Annotated in this window: 13 protein-coding genes and 1 pseudogene; 6 read left to right on the top strand and 8 right to left on the bottom strand. The window is 70.5% G+C overall.

Features of this window, described 5'->3' with window-relative positions:
• The first annotated feature begins 230 nt into the window (after window positions 1-230).
• From CNQ36_RS00475 to CNQ36_RS00465, 3 genes are all read left to right on the top strand, one after another.
• On the top strand, window positions 231-920 hold the full coding sequence (locus tag CNQ36_RS00475) for a class I SAM-dependent methyltransferase (RefSeq protein WP_121544457.1): 690 nt from the start codon (window positions 231-233) through the stop codon (window positions 918-920).
• Between the two features lie 96 nt (window positions 921-1,016).
• Window positions 1,017-1,640: a hypothetical protein gene (locus tag CNQ36_RS00470; protein WP_121544456.1), complete on the top strand. Its 624-nt coding sequence runs from the start codon at window positions 1,017-1,019 to the stop codon at window positions 1,638-1,640.
• Between the two features lie 132 nt (window positions 1,641-1,772).
• Window positions 1,773-2,303: a GNAT family N-acetyltransferase gene (locus CNQ36_RS00465; protein WP_040908137.1), complete on the top strand. Its 531-nt coding sequence runs from the start codon at window positions 1,773-1,775 to the stop codon at window positions 2,301-2,303.
• Between the two features lie 183 nt (window positions 2,304-2,486).
• On the opposite strand, the gene CNQ36_RS00460 is transcribed toward CNQ36_RS00465, so the two are convergent.
• Window positions 2,487-2,921 (bottom strand): DUF2267 domain-containing protein, encoded by a 435-nt coding sequence (locus CNQ36_RS00460; protein WP_121544454.1) that lies wholly within the window; start codon window positions 2,919-2,921, stop codon window positions 2,487-2,489.
• A 232-nt stretch (window positions 2,922-3,153) separates the two neighbouring features.
• Window positions 3,154-3,585: an Hsp20/alpha crystallin family protein gene (locus CNQ36_RS00455; RefSeq protein WP_004936823.1), complete on the bottom strand. Its 432-nt coding sequence runs from the start codon at window positions 3,583-3,585 to the stop codon at window positions 3,154-3,156.
• A 121-nt stretch (window positions 3,586-3,706) separates the two neighbouring features.
• Between CNQ36_RS00455 and CNQ36_RS00450 the strand changes: the two genes are divergently transcribed.
• Window positions 3,707-4,390 (top strand): type III effector protein, encoded by a 684-nt coding sequence (locus CNQ36_RS00450; protein WP_121544453.1) that lies wholly within the window; start codon window positions 3,707-3,709, stop codon window positions 4,388-4,390.
• A gap of 50 nt (window positions 4,391-4,440) precedes the next feature.
• Here CNQ36_RS00450 and CNQ36_RS35550 read toward each other — a convergent pair.
• The 6 genes and pseudogenes from CNQ36_RS35550 to CNQ36_RS00420 all read right to left on the bottom strand — a co-directional run.
• A pseudogene (locus CNQ36_RS35550) lies at window positions 4,441-4,548 on the bottom strand (3-oxoacyl-ACP synthase); the annotation flags it as partial.
• 148 nt (window positions 4,549-4,696) lie between these two features.
• Window positions 4,697-6,112: a GH1 family beta-glucosidase gene (locus CNQ36_RS00440; protein ID WP_121544452.1), complete on the bottom strand. Its 1,416-nt coding sequence runs from the start codon at window positions 6,110-6,112 to the stop codon at window positions 4,697-4,699.
• A gap of 61 nt (window positions 6,113-6,173) precedes the next feature.
• The gene (locus tag CNQ36_RS00435; protein ID WP_121544451.1) at window positions 6,174-7,079 is read right to left on the bottom strand and encodes a carbohydrate ABC transporter permease; all 906 of its coding nucleotides are present in this window, start codon (window positions 7,077-7,079) and stop codon (window positions 6,174-6,176) included.
• Complete coding sequence (locus CNQ36_RS00430) at window positions 7,076-7,951, bottom strand: carbohydrate ABC transporter permease (RefSeq protein ID WP_228313115.1); 876 nt, start codon at window positions 7,949-7,951, stop codon at window positions 7,076-7,078. The genes CNQ36_RS00435 and CNQ36_RS00430 overlap by 4 nt, the downstream gene beginning before the upstream one ends.
• A gap of 219 nt (window positions 7,952-8,170) precedes the next feature.
• Window positions 8,171-9,475, bottom strand: a complete 1,305-nt coding sequence (locus CNQ36_RS00425) for an ABC transporter substrate-binding protein (protein WP_121544450.1) — start codon at window positions 9,473-9,475, stop codon at window positions 8,171-8,173.
• Between the two features lie 334 nt (window positions 9,476-9,809).
• Complete coding sequence (locus tag CNQ36_RS00420) at window positions 9,810-10,835, bottom strand: LacI family DNA-binding transcriptional regulator (protein ID WP_121544449.1); 1,026 nt, start codon at window positions 10,833-10,835, stop codon at window positions 9,810-9,812.
• 474 nt (window positions 10,836-11,309) lie between these two features.
• Here CNQ36_RS00420 and CNQ36_RS00415 point away from each other — a divergent pair, with 474 nt between their 5' ends.
• Both CNQ36_RS00415 and CNQ36_RS00410 read left to right on the top strand, forming a co-directional pair.
• Window positions 11,310-14,648: a glycosyl hydrolase gene (locus CNQ36_RS00415; protein WP_121544448.1), complete on the top strand. Its 3,339-nt coding sequence runs from the start codon at window positions 11,310-11,312 to the stop codon at window positions 14,646-14,648.
• 269 nt (window positions 14,649-14,917) lie between these two features.
• A complete protein-coding gene (locus CNQ36_RS00410) occupies window positions 14,918-15,823 on the top strand; it encodes an aldo/keto reductase (protein WP_121544447.1) in 906 nt (301 codons plus the stop codon).
• Window positions 15,824-15,848 lie beyond the last annotated feature (25 nt).

Here is a 15,848-nt window from a genome sequence, read left to right as displayed (position 1 = left end):
CCGTGTGCGCACTAAGGCCAGTCAGGCGCTACGCGTACGGCGGGTCTGCCGTGGCCGAGTCCGCTTTGAGCCAGGGATGGGGACTGCGGCCGTCGAACGTCCGCGAAGAGGTATGCCGCGCTGAAAGCCTCGGCGGCATTGCAGCCGCGCTGCGACTGGCTCCGGACGCCGGTTTGCCGGAGCGGCAACACGAGTGGCGTTGCCGGGCTTCGGTGGGCGACGGTGGGCCCATGAGCGACGACATCGCGGCGGGATCGCCCGCGTCCGACACTTCCTTGCCCGGCGACGGATACCTCGGAGACCCCTCGGTACGGGCGGAGTGGGACGCCCGGTATGCCGACCGGCAGCAGCTGTGGAGCGGCCGGCCCAACGGCGCGCTCGTGGCCGAGGTCGCCGGTCTCGTACCCGGACGGGTGCTCGACGTCGGCTGCGGCGAGGGCGCGGACGCCGTCTGGCTCGCGCGCAGCGGCTGGGACGTGACCGCGCTCGAGGTTTCGGGCGTGGCGCTGGAGCGGGCGGCCGGGCACGCCCGGGACGCGGGCGTCGCCATTCGCTGGGTGCACGCTGCACTGACGGAAGCGGCGCTCCCGCCGGCCTCCTTCGACCTGGTCTCCGCGCAGTACCCCGCCCTGCTGCGCACCCCCGACGCCGCAGCCGAGCGGGCGCTGCTCGCGGCCGTCGCACCCGGCGGCGTGCTGCTGCTCGTACACCATGCGGGGATGGAGACCCAGCAGACACACGACAGTGGCTTCGACCCGGCTGACTACGTCTGGCCCTCGATGGTCACCGCCCTGCTCGACGACGACTGGAAGATCGAGGTGAACGAACAGCGTCCACGGGTAGCCCCCGACGGCGGCGCCGGCGCGCACCATACCGACGACCTCGTGCTGCGCGCGCGACGGCTGCGTGCGGTTCGATGAGACCGCTACCCGGATCTTCGCTTCGCTCGCATGCGGGCCTGAGGTGAGTCCCGGCCGTGCGGAACCGGGCGCTGGGAGCCGCACGTCCCCTCGTACATGCTGATCGTTCTGGGGATACTCTTCGCCGTCGCGCCCGCCGTCGTCTGGATGACGATCGCCCGCACCCGCGCCGTCGGCTTCGCGATCGGCGGCACACTGCTCGCCGGAGCCGGTCTGCTGATCAGTGTTCAGCAGGGCTGGATAGACGCCCCCAGACCCGACGCACATCTCATGTTCACGGCTCTCGCGCCCTTGCTCATCGCCTGCGGCGCGGGACTGGAAGGACGGCACGAGAACTCTCCTCCCCCGGAATGGGTCTCACGCCGCAACGGAGCGATCGGCTTCCTGGGGACGCAGTTCGCCCTCACCCTCGCGGTCGGCCTCCTGTACGCGCTGTTGATCAGCGAAGGCTCAGACGCCCCGCCGTCCAAGGCCCTTCCCGCATTGCCGCCAGGAATCAGTATGGTCGACGAAGGCACCAGCTGCGGTTCCGGCGGCTGCTGGCGCGCCGCGACGGTCACCAGCGAGGACGGCCTGTCCCGCCCGGAGATCATCCGCGAACTGGGCCTCCAGCAGGAGAGCTGCCGCTCCAGCGGCTGGCTGCTCGACTGGCGTGACGTGTGCGTCGGAGCCAGGGACAATGGTGAGAACGTCACCATCTACGCGAGCTGGGGATACTGAGAGGCCGTTTCCTGGTCGGCCACGGTGGTCCTCAACGATGAACGAGCTGGACCGGCCCGGCTTCCGTGGCGTCGATGGATGCGGGGCGATATTCGCTGGTCGTTGCCTGGGAACGGTGTTCATACTGCCGCAATGGAGCCGGTGACGATTGAGACCGACCGTCTGTTGCTGCGAGCCTTCACCTCTGCCGACGTGGACGCGGTGCACAGAGCCTGCCAGGACGACGACATCCAGTTCTACACGCCGGTGCCCGTGCCGTACCGGCGTGCGGACGCGGAGAAGCTCGTCCACGAGAAGTTGCCCTCCCAGTGGGCCGAGGACAGGGACTACACACTCGGTGCGTTCCGCAAGGACACCGGCGCCCTGGTCGGCTCGTACTGCCTGACCCTCGTCAGTCGCGGCGTCTGGGAGCTGGGCTACTGGGCGGTCAAGGAGCAGCGCGGCCAGGGCTTCTCGGTGGAGGCGGCGCGGGCGGTGTGCGACTGGGGCTGGACCACGCTCGAGGTGCACCGGATCGAGTGGTGGGCCATGGTCGGGAACACCGGCTCGCGCGCCGTCGCCGAGAGACTCGGCTTCACCGTAGAGGGGACCCTGCGCAGTCGTGGCATCGCCAACGACGGCAAGCCGCATGACTGGTGGGTGGGCGGACTGCTGAGGCCCTGATGCCCGGGCCGGCGCGAACGACAAGACCGGCGAACCGGTCTCCGATCCGGGAATCCCGGCCCACGCGACCGGGGGAGACCCGTGCCGATGCCGACTGTTCGGGCCCGGCCCGCCGGTCCAGGGGCGGTGTCGCCCTGGGCCGGCGGGCCGGGCCCGCCGAACGTGTGCGGATGTCTGCCCGGCTCAGGCGGCTTGGGTGAGTTCGGCGCGGCCGAACAGGAGGGCGTAACCGGTGGGGAGTCGGCGCAGGATGCGGGTCAGTAGTTCCGGGCCGGCCGAGGCGGCGACGGTGGCGAGGACGGAGCCGGTGTCCCAGCGGGTGGTGGCCGGAGTGGCTCCGCTGCGGGTGGCGAGGTCTTCGACGAAGGCCCAGCCGGTGAGCGGCTGCGGGCTGGGGATTTGTCCGGTGAGGACGAGTGCGGCCTCCCTGGGCAGGCGGGCGGCCAGTTCGACGCGTTCCCCGCCGGTCAGTTGGCGTCCGAGTCCCGCAATGACGAGGCGGACCGCTTCCTCGGCTCTCTCCCGGGTGGGGTAGGCGCCTTCGTAGCGGACCCTCTCCAGCATCTGCTCGAACGTCATAGCCGGCAGGTGCTGGAGTGGAGCGCGCTGGTCGGACATCTGCGGTGGTTGCCCTTCTGTGGTCGTGGTTGTGGCATCCGGTGGCCGGCGGGGTGTGGGCAGCGGATGCGAGTGTGGTCAGGTGGGCTGGGGGGACGCTTCGCGTCGCACGGTCACGTCGGCCGCCGCCCTTTTTGGCTTCCTCTGCTCCGGCCGGGGCGCGGAGGACGGGCGAGGGAGGGGAGAGAGACCGAGTGCCCGTCCTCCGCCGCCGGCCGGATCCTGCCGCCGGTCAGCCGGAGAGCTCCTTGCGGTCGGATCCTCCGCCGATGGCGATCTTGCGTGGCTTGGCGCGCTCGGCGATCGGGATGCGCAGGGTGAGCACCCCCGCCTCGTAGTCGGCCTTGATCTGATCGGTGTCCAGCGTGTCGGCCAGCACGATCTGGCGGGAGAAGACTCCCAGCGGACGCTCGGAGAGTTCCATCTGCACGTCGTCGGCCTTCGCCAGGGGGCGTCGCTCGGCCTTGACCGTCAGCATGTTCCGCTCGACGTCGATGTCGATCGCCTCCGGGCTGACTCCGGGAAGGTCGAAGGCGACCACGTACTCGTGGCCCTCGCGGTAGGCGTCCATCGCCATCGCGGACGGCCGTGACCAGGTGGCCGGGCCCGTCAGATGCTGGGCCAGACGGTCGAGCTCACGGAAGGGGTCGGTGCGCATCAACATCGTGAAACACCTCCAAGGGGTCGGGCAGTAGCTGCCAATGCGCCTCGAATCCGTTGTAGCATGTCATCCAATGGATGACAAACATGATGTCGCTGAATGGATGACACGCCCGGAGGTGCCCATGGCAGCAGCCGGCGAGCCGGCCCCTTCCCGAGACGATGCGCGGAGTCCGGCTTCATTTCTCGCTGCGGCGGCAGCCCTGGAGACCATCGACGGCGCCCTGCGCGCCGCGCGGCACGATGGCATCGTCGGCCCGGGCGACAGGGGTGCCGACCCGGAACAGGCCCTGGCCTCCCTCCTGCTGCTGCGGCAGGTGCGCGAGCAGCTGGCCGGCTGGGAGACCGGCCTGATCGAGACCGCGCGCCGCGCGGGCGCCAGTTGGGCCGAACTCGCCCACCCGCTCGGCGTCGCCAGCCGCCAAGCCGCCGAACGGCGCTACCTTCGAGGCAGGCCCGGTCCCGCCGGAAGTACGGGCGAGCAACGCGTCCAGGCCACCCGTGAACGCCGCGCCGCCGACCGCACCCTCGCCGTCTGGGCCCGCCGTAACGCAGCCGACCTGCGCCGCGTCGCCGCCCACATCACCACTCTCACCGACCTCCCCACCGGTGCCCGCCTGCCCGTCGGCCAACTCGATGAGGCCCTCGCCCAGGATGATCCCGCCGCTCTCCTCCGTCCCCTGAAGGCGGCCCGCCCCCACCTGACGAAGGCCCACCCCGATCTGGCCGCCCGACTCGACGCCCTCACCGACTCCGCCCGGGCCACGCTCGCGCCCGCCGACGGGCCCGAAACCGGTACCGCCGGTTGAGCCGCGGCCGCCTTCGCATGTGGCCTCTCGAGGGCGGCCGCGCCTCCACCGAACCCGGCCTGCGCAACGAGATCGTCCGGTGCCAGACGGTTCGCCGCATGGTCGAGGGCCACGGGCACGGACGCCGTACCGGTGTCGCCGTAGTCCAGGACGGCCACACGGGCACGTTACGGCCTAGCACCGCGCGGGTCCCCGGGCTCCACGGCCGTCCCGCACCGCCCGGTCGGGCAGGCGGCCGTCGCGCCGGGCTCCGCCGCGGAGCGTGCTCACCCGCGGCGGGCGGCCCGGCGGGCCTTGGCCGCACGGTCACGCGTTCTGCCGGGTGACCTCCACTCCCTTGCGTGCGATGACGTCCGCGTACCAATCCGCGCTCTTCTTCGGAATGCGCCGCTGCGTGGCGAAGTCGACGTACACGATGCCGAACCGCTTGCTGTAGCCGTAGGCCCATTCGAAGTTGTCCAGCAGCGACCACAGGAAGTAGCCCCGCACGTCGGCACCCTCTTCGATCGCCCGGTGCACGGCGGTGAGGTGGCGGTGCAGGTAGGCGATCCGTTCCGGATCGTGGACCTGCCCCGACGGGTCGGCGTAGTCGTCGTACGCCGCGCCGTTCTCGGTGATCATCACGGGGAGGCCCGGGAGGTCGTCGCGCAGCCGGATCAGCAGCTCGTACAGTCCGTCGGCGTCCACGGGCCAGTCCATGGCGGTCCGGGGACCCGGTGCGGGCAGGAACCGGACGTGGCGTTCCGCGCCGGCCCAGGGGGACGGCGACTCCGACCTGCCGGCGGCGACGACGGTGGGGGAGTAGTAGTTGATGCCGAGCGAGTCGATCGGCGTCGAGCTGATGGCGAGGTCACCGTCCCGCACGAACGACCAGTCGGTGATCCCCGCCGTGTCCTGGACCAGGTCCTCCGGAAGGCGCCCGTGGAAGACGGGGTCGAGGAAGACGCGATTGGCGACGGCGTCGATCCGTCGGACCGCGTCCAGATCCTCGGCCGACCGGGTGAGCGGGCGCAGGGCGTGCAGGTTGAGCGTCAGGGACAGATGCGAGGCGGGCGGCAGGGCGTCACGCAGCACGCGCACGGCGGCGCCGTGGGCGAGGTTGAGGTGGTGGGCCGCGCGCAGGCTGTCCAGCGGGCTGGTGCGGCCGGGGGCGTGCACTCCGTTCCCGTATCCGAGGAAGGCGGCGCACCACGGCTCGTTGAGGGTCGTCCAGGTCCCGATCCGGTCGCCGAGCGCGTCGGCCACGAGGGCGGCGTAGTCGGCGAAGCGCTGGGCGGTCTCCCGCTCGGGCCAGCCGCCCGCGTTCTCCAGCTCCTGGGGCAGGTCCCAGTGGTAGAGCGTGGCGACCGGGCGGATACCGGCGTCCAGGAGCGCGTCGGCGAGCCGCCGGTAGAAGTCGAGGCCCTTCTGCACGGCCGGCCCGCGACCGGTCGGCTGGACGCGGGGCCAGGCGATGGAGAACCGGTAGTCGGTCAGCCCGAGGCGGCGCATGAGGGCGACGTCCTCGTGCATACGGTGGTAGTGGTCGGCGGCGATGTCGCCGGTGTCGCCGTTGCGGACCTTGCCCGGGGCGCGGCTGAAGGTGTCCCAGATCGAGGGAGAGCGGCCGTCCTCGGCTGCGGCGCCCTCGATCTGGTAGGCGGCCGTGGCGGTGCCCCATCGGAAACCGTTCGGGAACCGGAGGACGGTCGTGTCGTCGGTGAGTGTCTCAAGTACGGTCATGGGCTGTCGGCTCCGAAGACGCGGGTGGGGGAGGGGAGAAGCGTGACCAAGGGGCCAGGGCTCAGCCCTTGACGGCTCCCTGCATGATGCCGCCGACGATCTGCCGGCCCAGGAGGCCGAAGACCAGCAGCACCGGAAGTGTGCCGAGGAGCGTGCCGGCCATGATCACGGACTGGTCGTGGACGTAACCCCCGCCGAGCTGGCGCAGGGCCACCTGCACGGTCGGTTCGGACGAGGACAGGGCGACGATGGGCCAGAAGAAGTCGTTCCACGCGGCCATGAAGGTCAGCAGGCCCAGCACGGACATGCCCGGCCGGGCGACCGGCACCACGATGGACCAGAAGATCCTTGCGGTGGACGCGCCGTCGACCCGTGCCGCCTCGATGAGCTCGTCAGGCAGCGACTGCACCAGGTACTGGCGCATGAAGAACACACCGAACGCGGACACCAGGCCGGGGAGGATGACGGCCTGGAGCTGGTTCACCCATTGCAGTTCGGCGATCAGCATGAACAGCGGGATGACGCCCAGCTGCGGAGGGATCATCATCGTGCCCACGGTGATCGCGAGCAGCGCGCCGCGTCCGCGGAAGCGCAGCTTGGCGAAGGCGAAGCCCGCGAGGGTGCAGCACAGCACGGTGCCGACGGTGATCGAGCCGGACACGATGAAGGAGTTCAGCAGGGCCTTGCCGATGTCCGCCTCCTCCAGCACCGCCTCGAAGTTGCGCAGCAGGTTCGGGCCGGGCAGGAGTGACGGCGGGACCTGGGCGAGGTCGGCATTGGAGCGGCTGGCCGCCACGATGGTCCAGTAGAACGGGAAGGCGGAGACCAGGACGGCGACGGTCAGGATCGCGTACGTGAGCTTGCCGGCGTGGTTGGTGCGTCCGGCGCGGGACTTCCGTCCCCGGCGGCGGACCGGCGGCTCCCGGTGGGCGGGAGGTGTGACCGGCGGGTCGGCGAGTGTGGTCATCGCACGGCCTCCTTGCGGGTACGACGGTACGCGAGCAGGGCGTTGACCCCCACGACCACCACGATGAGCAGGAACATGACCCAGGCGATGGCCGCGGCCCGGCCCAGGTGGAAGAAGCCCCAGCCCTGTTCGTACATGTACAGGCCGAGCGTCTGGTACTGGTGCGAGATGCCGCCCGAGATCGACCCCTCGAACAGCAGCGGCTCGCCGAACAGCTGCGTCGCCCCGATCGTGGAGACGATCACGGTGAACACGATCGTCGGACGCAGTCCCGGCAGGGTCACGTGGAAGAACTGGCTCCACTTCGATGCCCCGTCCATCTCCGCGGCCTCGTACAGCTCTTGCGGGATGGACTGCATGCCCGCCAGGTAGATCAGGGCGTTGTATCCGGTCCACCGCCAGATGACGATGGTGGAGACGGCGATCTGGGAGGCGACCGTGCCGGTCTGCCAGTCGATCGGGCCGATGCCGACGAGCCCGGCGACATAGTTGATCAGGCCGAAGTCCCGGCCGAAGAGCTGTGCGAACACCAGGGTGGCCGCGGCCACGGAGGTCGCGTACGGCAGCAGCATCGCCGTGCGCAGGAAAGTCCGTGCGCGCAGCCGGTAGTTGAGCAGGTGGGCGAGCCCGAGGGCCATGACCAGCTGGGGAACCGTGGAGATGACGCCGATGGTGAAGGTGTTGCGCAGCGAGGTCCAGAAGAAGTCGTCGGTGAACAGGGCCGTGTAGTTGTCCAGCCCTCGCCATTCCATGTCACCCGGGGTCTGCAGCTCGACCCGGTACAGGGACACGAACGCCGTGTAGATCAGCGGGAAGAGGCCGAAGGCGGCGAACAGGGTGAAGAACGGCGCGATGTAGGCGTAGGGCGACATCTTCTGCCACGCGCGCCGTGCGGGGCTCGGCCGGGAGGGCGGGGGAGGCGGGACCGGCGGAGCCGGCGTCTCGAGTGCGGAAAGGGTCACGGGGCGGCCTTCGGGAAGGGAGACGGCGGTCATGGAACTCCGCCGCCGCCGGCGGGGCGGGCAGCGGCGGCGGCGGAGGCGTGGGTCGGCGCTCGGGGCGCGGACGTCGGGCTGGAGCGCCGGCTCGGCTCAGCCGAGGGTGTTGGCGACGCCCTTCGAGGCGTTCTTCCAGGCCTTGTCGGGATCCGTGCCCTTGCGCTCCACCTCGCTCAGCGCGTTGGTGATCTGCTGAGCGATGCTCTGGTCGTGCAGACCCAGGACCTGCACGGGCGCCGCCTTGGCCGCGTCACCGAAGATCCTGCCGATCGGGGCGTCGGAGAAGTACGGGTCCGTGGTGTCGGCGACCTTGTCGATGGCACCGGTGCTGGAGGGGAAGTTGCCCACCTCGCGGAAGAGCTTCTCCTGCTGCTCGGGAGCGGTGAGCCACTTGATGAGCTCGTACGCCTCCTTCTTGTGCTCGGCGGCGCGCGGGACCGCGAGGTACGAGCCGCCCCAGTTGCCGGCACCGCCGGGCAGCTTGGCGATGTCCCACTTGCCCTGGCCCGCGTCACCGGCCTGGCCCTTGATGTAGCCGAGCATCCAGGCGGGGCACGGGATGGTGGCGAAGGAGCCGGCGGCGAAGGCCTGGTTCCACTGCGGCGACCACTGGTCGAGCTCGGCGCTCAGTCCGCTCTCCGCCGCCTCCACGGAGCGGTCCCACGCCTCGAGCAGGGCGGGGTTCTCGTCCCAGATCAGCTCTCCGGACGCGCTGTAGTACCGCTCCTTCTGCTGCCCGATCATGATCGAGTAGAGACTGCCGACGCTGTCGAGCCAGGCGCTCTTGCCGGGGGCCTTCGCCTTGTACTTCTTGCCGAGTTCCAGGTAGCCGTCCCAGCTGGACCAGCGCTGTGCGAGCTCCTCGCGGTCGGTGGGCAGCCCGGCCTTCTTCAGCAGGTCGGTGCGGTAGCACATGGCCTCGGGGCCGACGTCCGTCCCGAGCCCGAGGACCTCTCCGCTCCGGCCCGTGGCGGCGGCCCACTTGGCCTCGGCGAACTGCCCCTTGAGCGACTCCGCGCCGTACTTCTTGAGGTCCTCGAACTTGTCGGACTGCTGCTGGGTGACGGTGGCGATCCGGCCCACCTCGATGCCCTGCACGTCCGCGAGGCCACCGCCGCCCGCGAGGCGGGTCTGGAGCGACTTCCAGTAGTCGGCCTCGTCCTCGGTGTCCGTCTGCTTGATCGTGACGTTCGGGTGCAGCTTCTCGTACTCCGCGTAGAGCCCGGCCTCCTTGTAGCCGAAGGAGCCGAAGAGGTCCACGGTGACGGTGATCTTGCCGTTGCCGCCGTCGGCGGAGTCGGAGTCGGACGAACCTCCGCAGGCGGCGAGCAGAGCCCCGGTCAGGACGACCGCCCCCAGTCGGGCGACGGCTCTTCGTGCGGCACGGGCTGTGGGCATGGGTGGGCTCCTCGGCTCGATTGCGTTGAGAGCGCTCTGAGAGCGCTCTCAAAGGTGCGAGTGGAGAGTGCCCGGCCGGTGCGCCGTCCGTCAAGGCCTCGAACGCGTCGGGAGCACAACTCCCGTCATGGGCACCCCGTTGACGGATCGTTTCCCGAGGCGGTTCGCCGCGTCGCACTGCCGCCCCACCTGCGGACGGCGGTGCGGTCAGGGGTGCGTGAGGCCGCGGTCCCGGCGGCCGGTGGCCGCGCGGGGGAAGCCGGCCGGCCGGACGGGGCCCTGATCCGGACGCGGGCGGGACGGCGTGCTCACGGGCGCCGCCCGAGAGCCGGTCTCACGCCGAGGCGCGCCGGATCAGGGTCGTCGGCATGATCACTGACGCGGGGACGTGGCCGGCCGGCCGGTTCAGCAGCTTGAGCAGCAACTTCACCGACAGCCTGCCCAGACCTTCGACGTCCTGGCGGACCGTGGTGAGCGCCGGGTCACTTGCGCGCACCACCGTCTCCATGTCGTCGAAGCCGACCACGGCCACGTCCCGCGGCACACGCCGGCCCCGTTCGTGGAGCACCCGCAGAGCGCCCAGGGCCATCAGATCGCTGGCCACGAAGACGCCGTCGACGTCGGGCCGCCGGTCGAGCAGCTCGGCCATGGCCCGCGCGCCGCTCTCCTCGGTGAAGTGGCCTTCGCGCAGCAGCTCCGGGTCGGGATCGACCAGCACGTCGTGGTAGCCGGCGATCCGGTCCAGCGCCGAGGTCTGGTCGCTCGGTCCCGCGATGTGCGCGATGGTGCGGCGCCCCAACGAGACCAGGTGGCGCACGGCCTCCCGCGCGCCGCCCCGGTTGTCGCAGTCGACGTACGGCAGGGCTGGGCTTGCTTCCGCCCCCGGCCGGCCGCCGAGGACCGTGGGTACCTTGCTCCCGGTGATCAGCGCAGGCAGACGGCCGTCGCCGTGCAGGGAGAAGGCGATCGCCCCGTCGACGTGGCCGCCGGCGAGATACCGGGCGATCCGCTCGTGATCGGACTCGTTCTCCACCCACAGCAGCACCAGCTGGATGTCGTTGGAGGTCAGTTCACGGCTGATTCCCCGAAGCTGCTGGGCGAAGAACGGGTCGGAGAAGACCCGGAACTCGGGCTCCGCGATGACCACGGCGACTGCTCCGTGCCGACGGGTCACCAGTGAGCGTGCCGCGTGATTGGGGACGTATCCCAGCTCGTCGACCGCCGCGCGCACCTTGTCGACCAGCGGCTGACGCACGCCGGCGCCACCGTTGACCACGCGCGACGCCGTGGCCCGCGATACGCCCGCCCGCGCAGCGACAGCCTCCAGCGTCGGACGGTTCGCTGCTGTCTGCTCGAGCAAGGGAACTCCTGGTCTGCTGCGCGGCAACCCGGCGCCTGCCGCTCCTCCCGCTGGACAGGATAGATGCCCTCGCTCCAGCGTGAGAGCGCTTTCAGGCCGGGGGTCGGGTATGTGCGCGGCGGCGACGGCTCCGCGTCCGGCCGGTGTGCGGAGCAGGCGTCCGGCCAGTGGGTGCCTGCCGCTGAAGGCTCGTGCGGTGCGGCACACCGCACGACCGCGGTCCGGTACAGGCCCGTGCTACGCGCGCCGGTGACGGTCGCGTCCCGGTGCGCGTTCGCAGCGACATGCCTTCCCACCTGCGGCGGTACCTCCTCGCATCACCCGGGCCGGTGATGGGTGGCGCGTCCCCACGCCGCCCGCCGCAGCCGGCCCCCGGGCCGGCCGAGGGCACCAATTCGTGCTTGAAGCATTGACCGCCCCTTGTTCGATGTCTACGTTGACGCCGTCTTGAGAGCGCTCTCAGAGAGGTTGCGCATGAGATTCCGTAGACCCCTGGCACTACTGTCGGCGGCCGCGGTGGCCGCGGGAGGCCTGGTGGCCACCGTCGGCAGCGGTGTCGCCTCGGCCGCCACCATCGAGGTGGGCAAGGGAAGTTACAGCGATGTGAGGCCGGCCGGGAGGCAGGGGCCGTCCAACAACGGCGGCCAGGCGGTCAAGCCGAAGGTCACGCAGGCCATGGCGGACACGCCGGTACCGACCAACGACTGGTGGTCCTCGCTGGCCTTCCAGCGGTTCGCCGCCAACCCGTGGTCGGAGAACATGTACGGGCACCCCCTCACCTACAAGGCGGTGGCCGGCGGCCTGGAGGTCGGTTACCCGACCGACCACGAGATCGTGGGCGGCGGGCGTCAGTACGAGTTCGCGCACGAAGCCGACCTGACCCTCGGCGTGGCGGGTCTGAACTCGCCCGACGCGAAGGCGGACGGGTGGAGCGACTGGACCGTGAGCCCTTACTGGAGCGACGGCGCCCGCACGCTGCGGACCACGATCGGCCACGGCATGCCGTACGTGTACGCCGAGGGCACGGGCGGCGCGGCGCAGATCAAGGCCGCGGCCCCGCCGACGGTCTTCGCCGACCAGGGCAACGTCCTCGGCGTCACCATCTCCGGCCACGACTACGCGCTGTTCGCCCCGAGCAGCAGCGACTGGACCGTGTCCGGCAACGAGATCCGGGCCGACCTCGGCTCGAAGGACTACTTCTCCCTGGCCGTCCTGCCCAGCAAGGACGCGCTCGCCGACTACGAGAAGTACGCCTTCAGCTTCGTGACCGGCTCCACCGTGGACTGGGAGTACCGGGAGCGCGCCGGCGAGGTCGAGGCGACGTACTCGCTGATCACCGAGCCGAAGGAGGGCACGGAGAAGGGCACCCTCCAGGCGCTCTACCGGCACCAGTGGCTGCACACCTCCGACCCGCTGACCGACTACAGCTACGTGTCCTCACGCGGTGAGATGAAGGTCCGCGAGGGCACCTCGTTCACCACCGTGCAGAAGGTGAACGGCGTCCTGCCGGGGCTGCCCAGCGCCGCGGGCGTCGACAAGGCCAAGCTCAAGACGTACATCAATGACGTGCTGACGCAGGGCGACCCGTTCAGCGGGGCCATCGACACCTACTGGACCGGCAAGGCCCTGGGCAAGCTCGCCCAGCTCGTGCCGATCGCCGACCAGATCGGTGACACCGCGAGCCGCGACAAGCTCATCGAGCTGATCGAGGGCCGCATGGAGGAGTGGTTCACCGTCGGCGGGGCCTCGGAGTTCTCCTACGACAAGGACTGGCGCACGCTCATCGGCTACCCGGCCTCCTACGGCAGCGACCAGGAGCTGAACGACCACCACTTCCACTACTCGTACTACGTGATGGCCGCGGCGATCGTGGCGCAGTACGACCCGCAGTGGGCCGCCGACTCCGAGTGGGGCGGCATGGTGAAGGAACTCATCAAGGACGCCGCCAACCCGGCCAGGGACGACTCCAAGTACCCGTTCCTGCGCGGCTTCGACGCCTACGCCGGTCACAGCTGGGCCGCCGGTCACGAGGCCTTCGCCGCCGGCAACAACCAGGAGTCCTCCTCGGAGTCGATCAACCTCAGCGCCGGCCTGATCATGTGGGGCTCGGCGACGGGCGACAAGGCGCTGCGTGACCAGGGCGTCTACATGATGATGACCGAGTCGGAGTCGATCGCGCAGTACTGGTTCGACGCCGACCAGCAGGTCTACCCCGAGGACTTCACCCACGACGTCGTGGGCATGGTCTGGAGCAGCGGCGGCGCCTACGCCACCTGGTGGACCGCCAACCCCGAGGAGATCCACGGCATCAACTTCCTCCCCATGACCGGCGGTTCCCTGCACCTGGCCCGCGAGAAGGACATGCTGCGCCGCAGCGTGACCGAGATGGAGAAGGAGAACGGCGGCCCGGCCGTCGAGTGGAAGGACATCTTCTGGCAGGTCCAGGCACTCTACGACCCGGCCAAGGCCATGCAGTACTGGAACCAGTGGAACGGCGGGTACGTCCCCGAGGCCGGCGAGACCAAGGCCCACACCTACCACTGGGTCTCCACGATGAACTCCCTCGGCGCCCCGGACATGACCGTCACGGCCAACTCGCCGACGGCCACCGTCTTCGACAAGAACGGCACCAAGACCTACGCCGCGCACAACTACGGCGCCGAGGAGTGCTCGGTCCTCTTCTCCGACGGCGGCGTGCTCAACGTCCCGGCGAAGTCGACCGCGTCCGGAGCGGGCGACGACACCGAGCTCGGCACGCTGTGCGGCGCCCCCGGTGACGACAGGCCCAGCGCGCCCGGCACCCCGGTCGCCGGCGACATCACCGACGACTCCGTCGAGCTGACCTGGGAGGCGGCGACGGACGACCTCGGCATCAAGGACTACGACGTCTACCGCGGCGACGACAAGGTCGCCACAGTCGACGGCACCACCTACACGGACACCGGGCTGGCCTCGGGAACCGAGTACACCTACAAGGTCAGGGCCCGTGACACCTCCAGCCAGGTCGGCCCGCCCAGCGACACCGTGACGGTCACCACCACCGGCACGCGTGACCAGCCGCCCGGCGCGCCCGGCACCCCGGTCGCCGGCGAGGTCACCAGTACCTCCGTCGAGCTGACCTGGGGGGCGGCGACGGACGACAAGGGCGTCAAGGACTACGACGTCTTCCGCGGTAGCACCAAGGTCGCCACCGTCACCGGCACCACGCACACCGACACCGGACTGACGCCCGGCACCGAGTACTCCTACAGCGTCAAGGCCCGCGACACAGCCGGCCAGACCGGCCCGGCGAGCGGCACGCTGAAGGTGACCACGGCCGGCACCCCGCCGGTCACCGGCGACACGTTCTACCCGCAGTCGGGCGGCGGGCTCGCCACCGAGGCGGCCGCGACCGGTTCCTCCGACACCATCCCCTCCGCCGGAGGCACCAACAACGACGGAACCCCGAAGAACCCGCTCGTCTACGAGGTCGAGAACGTGAACGGCACCCTGAAGTCGGGCTCCTCAACCGCCTTCACCTTCAAGGTGGACGCGGGCAGCTCCGTCGGCCACGCCCAGCAGGCCCGGGTGTCGTACGACCTGACCGGCGACGGCACGTTCGAGCGCGTCGAGACGTTCCGCTACTTCGCCACCGACCCGGTCCCCGGCTGGGAGGAGTACTCGGCGGCCCGGCAGGGCCTGCACTCCGCCTCGGGCGCCCTGGGCGACCTGGACGGCGGCACCGTCCGCGTGGAGGTCTGGAGCGCACTGGGCAACGGCCCCTCCACCCTCCAGGTGGGCGCGGGCTCCGTCCTCACCATCCCGTTCGCCTGACGGGACGCCCGGCCCGGCCGGTGGGTCCCTCCCACCGGCCGGGCCCTGGCGGTCGCCGGCGCCCGGGGTCCATCCGGCGAACCTCGAAGTCGACCGCTGATCCAGGGGAAGGCGGCTGAACCGTGTTCCGTCGCATGAGTCAACGACCGTGCGACGAAGCCGAGTTCCTGAGGGAGATGTGACATTCCGTTCAGCCCTTCGAACTGTCGTAGCCCACCGTTCCGGGCCCATACTCCAGGGTCTGACGGATCGACGCGCGAAGAAGCACGGTGAGCACAGCGGCGGCAGCAGGCACCTGGAAGCTCGGAGACCTGGAGGTGAATCGCATCGGCTACGGCGCGATGCGGCTGACGGGCAACGGCATGAGGGGGAACTCCGACGGCGCGCCGATCGACCGCGACCTCGCCGTCGGCCTGCTGCACCGCGCGTTCGAGCAGGGTGTCAACCACATCGACACGGCCGCCTTCTACTTCTCGCCGCTGCGGTCCGCGAACGAACTCGTCAACCGCGCCCTCGCGTCCTGGCACGGCGACGTGGTCGTGGTGACGAAGGTCGGCCCGGCACGCGATCCCGCCGGCGAGTGGCTTGGCATGGCCCGCCCCGACCAACTGCGCGGCCAGGTCGAGGAGAACCTGCGCCAGCTCGGCCGGGACCACTTGGACGTGGTGAACCTGCGCGCCAACGGCCCCGGTACGGCCTCGATCGCCGAGCACTTCGGAGCCCTCGCCGAACTGCGCGAGGCCGGCCTGATCCGGCACCTTGGGCTCTCCGCCGTCATGCCCGAGCACGTGGCCGAGGCCCGAACGATCGCGCCCGTGGTCTGCGTGCAGAACTCCTACGGCCTGGACTGGCGCCGCGCCGACGAGAGCGGGCTGGTGGACCTGTGCCGGGAGCAGGACATCGCCTTCGTCTCGTTCTTCACGGTTTCCGGTCTGCGGCGCGAGGCAGCCGCAGACCGGGAGCACGACGCGCGCGTCCACTCCGTCGCCCGCGCCCATGGTGCGACGCCGGCCCAGATACGGCTTGCCTGGACCCTCCACCGCGGTCCGCACGTGCTGGTCATTCCCGGCACCACGAACACGGCACACCTCGCGGAGAACATCGCCGCCGGAAGCCTGCGCCTGACCGAGCAGGAGTTGGCCCTCCTCGACAAGCCGGACGAGAGCGCTACCTGATCCCCTTCGCCGTAAATCGTACGTG

Origin of the sequence: Streptomyces fungicidicus (assembly GCF_003665435.1) — a bacterium.
Taxonomy (GTDB): Bacteria; Actinomycetota; Actinomycetes; order Streptomycetales; family Streptomycetaceae; genus Streptomyces; species Streptomyces fungicidicus.
This window is presented reverse-complemented; position numbering and strand designations above follow the sequence as displayed.

Excerpts from the sequence above, each read along its gene's own strand:
- CNQ36_RS00460 (WP_121544454.1), bottom strand. The coding sequence starts at position 2,921 with ATGTCCGACCAGCGCGCTCCACTCCAGCACCTGCCGGCTATGACGTTC.
- CNQ36_RS00450 (WP_121544453.1), top strand. The coding sequence starts at position 3,707 with ATGGCAGCAGCCGGCGAGCCGGCCCCTTCCCGAGACGATGCGCGGAGT.
- CNQ36_RS00435 (WP_121544451.1), bottom strand. The coding sequence starts at position 7,079 with ATGACCACACTCGCCGACCCGCCGGTCACACCTCCCGCCCACCGGGAG.
- CNQ36_RS00430 (WP_228313115.1), bottom strand. The coding sequence starts at position 7,951 with ATGTCGCCCTACGCCTACATCGCGCCGTTCTTCACCCTGTTCGCCGCC.
- CNQ36_RS00465 (WP_040908137.1), top strand. The coding sequence starts at position 1,773 with ATGGAGCCGGTGACGATTGAGACCGACCGTCTGTTGCTGCGAGCCTTC.
- CNQ36_RS00425 (WP_121544450.1), bottom strand. The coding sequence starts at position 9,475 with ATGCCCACAGCCCGTGCCGCACGAAGAGCCGTCGCCCGACTGGGGGCG.
- CNQ36_RS00455 (WP_004936823.1), bottom strand. The coding sequence starts at position 3,585 with ATGTTGATGCGCACCGACCCCTTCCGTGAGCTCGACCGTCTGGCCCAG.
- CNQ36_RS00415 (WP_121544448.1), top strand. The coding sequence starts at position 11,310 with ATGAGATTCCGTAGACCCCTGGCACTACTGTCGGCGGCCGCGGTGGCC.
- CNQ36_RS00470 (WP_121544456.1), top strand. The coding sequence starts at position 1,017 with ATGCTGATCGTTCTGGGGATACTCTTCGCCGTCGCGCCCGCCGTCGTC.
- CNQ36_RS00475 (WP_121544457.1), top strand. The coding sequence starts at position 231 with ATGAGCGACGACATCGCGGCGGGATCGCCCGCGTCCGACACTTCCTTG.
- CNQ36_RS00440 (WP_121544452.1), bottom strand. The coding sequence starts at position 6,112 with ATGACCGTACTTGAGACACTCACCGACGACACGACCGTCCTCCGGTTC.